The organism is Paenisporosarcina sp. P4_E4_2 (assembly GCF_056401595.1).
This window is the reverse complement of sequence record NZ_JBFUJC010000367.1, coordinates 1-3,034: the sequence shown is the minus strand read 5'-3', so window position 1 is coordinate 3,034 and position 3,034 is coordinate 1. Positions and strand designations below refer to the sequence as shown.

Genomic DNA, 3,034 nt, shown 5'->3' with positions numbered 1-3,034 from the left:
GCTCTGCCTACCCGCGGATTGGACGTCGGTGCGATTGAATTTATTCATCAGCGTTTAATCGAACAACGCGATAAAGGAAAAGCTGTCTTGTTAATTTCATTTGAATTAGATGAAGTCATGAACGTATCTGATCGTATTGCGGTCATATATGATGGGCAAATCGTGGATACTTTGGATCCTCTTCAAACAAACGAACAAGAACTTGGATTGTTAATGGCGGGTCAATCGAAAAAAGGCGCTATGACAAATCAAGTGAAAGAGGAGGGCAGCTCCCATGTCTAATCGTTTAGTTAATATTCTTGTTCCTGTCATTTCCGTTATTCTGGGATTACTTGTAGGGGCAATTGTTATGTTAGTTAGTGGATACGATCCAGTCGCTGGCTATGCAGCATTATGGAACGGAATTTTTGGTGATGTTTATACGATGGGTGAAACCGTCCGACAAATTACACCATACATTCTTGCTGGTTTAGCGGTTGCATTTGCATTCCGTACAGGACTATTTAACATTGGTGTTGAAGGACAATTAATCGTTGGCTGGTTTGCAGCGGCGTATGTAGGAGTTGCCTTTGATTTTCCAAAATACATTCACTTGCCACTTGCGTTAATTGCTGCAGCTGGAGCGGGAGCATTATGGGGCTTCATTCCTGGACTTCTAAAAGCTCGCTTTAAAGTCCATGAAGTAATTGTCACAATCATGATGAACTATATAGCACTTCACACAACAAACGCATTAGTGAAAACGTTTTCTAATGGAGGAGACAATACGGGGGCAATTCACCCAACGGCGTCACTTCGTTCAGAATTCCTTGAAAACATGACAGATTTCTCACGTCTTCATTACGGAATTCTAATTGCACTTGCCATGGTTTTAGTAATGTGGTTAATTTTAGAGAAAACGACTCGCGGATTTGAATTGAAAGCAGTTGGTTTAAACCAAAATGCTTCAGAATATGCGGGAATGAACGTCAATAAAAATATCATTCTAGCAATGGTCATTTCTGGTGCCTTTGCTGGTCTAGGTGGAGCGATGGAAGCATTGGGTACGTTTGAATATGCTTCTGTTAAAGGCGGCTTTACAGGTATTGGTTTTGATGGTATTGCGGTTGCACTACTTGGTGCTAACACGCCACTTGGTGTTATTTTCGGGGCAGCATTATTTGGTTCATTAAAATATGGAGCTTTAAATATGCCAAATGAAGCGGGTATTCCTACCGAAATCGTATCTATTGTCATTGCGATTATCATTTTCTTCGTAGCTTCAGGCTACGTCATTCGATTATTTGTTGAACGCTTCAGCAAGAAAAAGGAGGCGAAGTAACATGAGTTTCTTGGAAGTATTATATTTTCTAGTCCCTGCAGCCATTGCTTATGCAGCGCCTCTAATTTTAACCGCTATCGGTGGGGTTTTCTCTGAGCGTTCTGGTGTAGTAAACATTGGATTGGAAGGACTCATGGTCATGGGTGCTTTCATTGGTATTCTATTTAACTTATCTTTCGTTCATATATTTGGACAAGGTACAGAGTGGATGGCTCTTCTTGCTGCTATGGTTGTCGCTTCATTATTTTCATTACTGCATGCCGTGGCTTCTGTATCATTCCGTGCGGATCAAGTCGTTTCTGGTGTAGCGATTAACTTATTGGCAGTGGCGCTTTGTTTGTTCCTAGTAAAAATGATTTACGGAAAAGGCCAAACAGACTTTGTTCAAGAGCGATTCTTGCGTGACGATATTCCGTTCTTAAAAGATATTCCAATTTTAGGCCCGATGTTTTTCCAGAACGTCTATTGGACTTCTGTTTTAGCAATTGGGATTGCTATTCTAGCATGGGTTGTCCTGTATTACACTCCATTCGGTCTGCGTCTTCGTGCTGTAGGTGAACATCCAATGGCCGCTGATACAATGGGAATAAATGTAACACGTATGCGTTATATTGCTGTCATGATTTCAGGTGGTTTAGCCGGTATCGGTGGCGCGATTTATTCACAGTCGATTTCATTGGATTTCAGTCATTCAACAATCAATGGACAAGGATTTATGGCACTTGCTGCAATGATCTTTGGTAAGTGGCATCCCCTGGGTGCGATGGGGGCAGCTCTGTTCTTTGGGTTTGCTCAAGCGTTAAGTATTGTCGGTGGATCATTGCCGATAATCAGCGAAATTCCAAGTGTTTTCTTACTGATTTTACCTTATGTCTTAACAATCCTTGCCTTAGCAGGATTCATTGGTAAAGCAAATGCACCAAGGCTATAGGAACACCTTATATAAAAGGGAAACGATAAAATCGATCTTAAAAGGACCGGGCATTTTGCCTGGTCCTTTCATTTTTTGTTTACACATTTAGTTAATGGTAATTTACTGAGTTATTTTATCAATTTGGACATTTGGCGCACGTTTCTCTAATTCGAAAATGAAAAGGTCAATGTCTTTAGGTGAAATCTTCACACTTCCTAAAGTTGCTGATTTATAAAATAATTCAATACCTTGTTTTGATGATAACAAGCGGAAACCAGTAAAGATTTCAGTTGTGGGAGAAATCCTTGTTATATCTTCATATGGGATTCGACTTTTAAATAACCCACCTTTTACAAACAAGTGGTCATTATTTAGGACGTATTTAATAGAAAAAGCAGACCACAATAGTAACCCAATTGATAACACACATAAGGAAAGTACAGTAATGGTATCAATACTCGTTCTATCATAATCTAAAAGCAGAGGAAACAAAAATACGCTAAGGATAATAAATACTGTGATTGATATGATTCCAACAAAAAAATTATCAATTTTTGAACTAAACTTCATAATATAACCCCTCCTAATTTAACTACGAATAGCTAATAGGAAAGTTTCGCTGGATTTACATTTTTTTCAATGAACAATTCTTTTGTTCACCGGTGATTAAGCTTCAGGAATTAATTGACAACAGATATTTGGATCCCTAGCAAGAGGTATTTATGGGACGTAAGACTTATATTTTTTCACGAGCTATTTGCAATCATTTACCAGCACCATGTATAGTGAAAGATATGGTA

At 39.1% G+C, this 3,034-nt stretch carries 2 protein-coding genes and 2 pseudogenes; 3 read left to right on the top strand and 1 reads right to left on the bottom strand.

The window, feature by feature from the left end; genetic code table 11:
- From AC1DSB_RS17200 to AC1DSB_RS17190, 3 genes and pseudogenes are all read left to right on the top strand, one after another.
- Positions 1–282, top strand: a pseudogene (locus AC1DSB_RS17200) (heme ABC transporter ATP-binding protein); the annotation flags it as partial.
- On the top strand, positions 275–1,321 hold the full coding sequence (locus AC1DSB_RS17195) for an ABC transporter permease (RefSeq protein WP_016427579.1): 1,047 nt from the start codon (positions 275–277) through the stop codon (positions 1,319–1,321). The pseudogene AC1DSB_RS17200 and the gene AC1DSB_RS17195, both read left to right, overlap by 8 nt.
- 1 nt (position 1,322) lies before the next feature.
- Positions 1,323–2,281, top strand: a pseudogene (locus tag AC1DSB_RS17190) (ABC transporter permease).
- Positions 2,282–2,354: 73 nt separating this feature from the next.
- Here AC1DSB_RS17190 and AC1DSB_RS17185 read toward each other — a convergent pair.
- On the bottom strand, positions 2,355–2,804 hold the full coding sequence (locus AC1DSB_RS17185) for a PH domain-containing protein (protein WP_477531782.1): 450 nt from the start codon (positions 2,802–2,804) through the stop codon (positions 2,355–2,357).
- Positions 2,805–3,034: the final 230 nt, after the last annotated feature.

Coding starts and splice junctions, on each gene's coding strand:
- AC1DSB_RS17195 (WP_016427579.1), top strand. CDS start 275: ATGTCTAATCGTTTAGTTAATATTCTTGTTCCTGTCATTTCCGTTATT.
- AC1DSB_RS17185 (WP_477531782.1), bottom strand. CDS start 2,804: ATGAAGTTTAGTTCAAAAATTGATAATTTTTTTGTTGGAATCATATCA.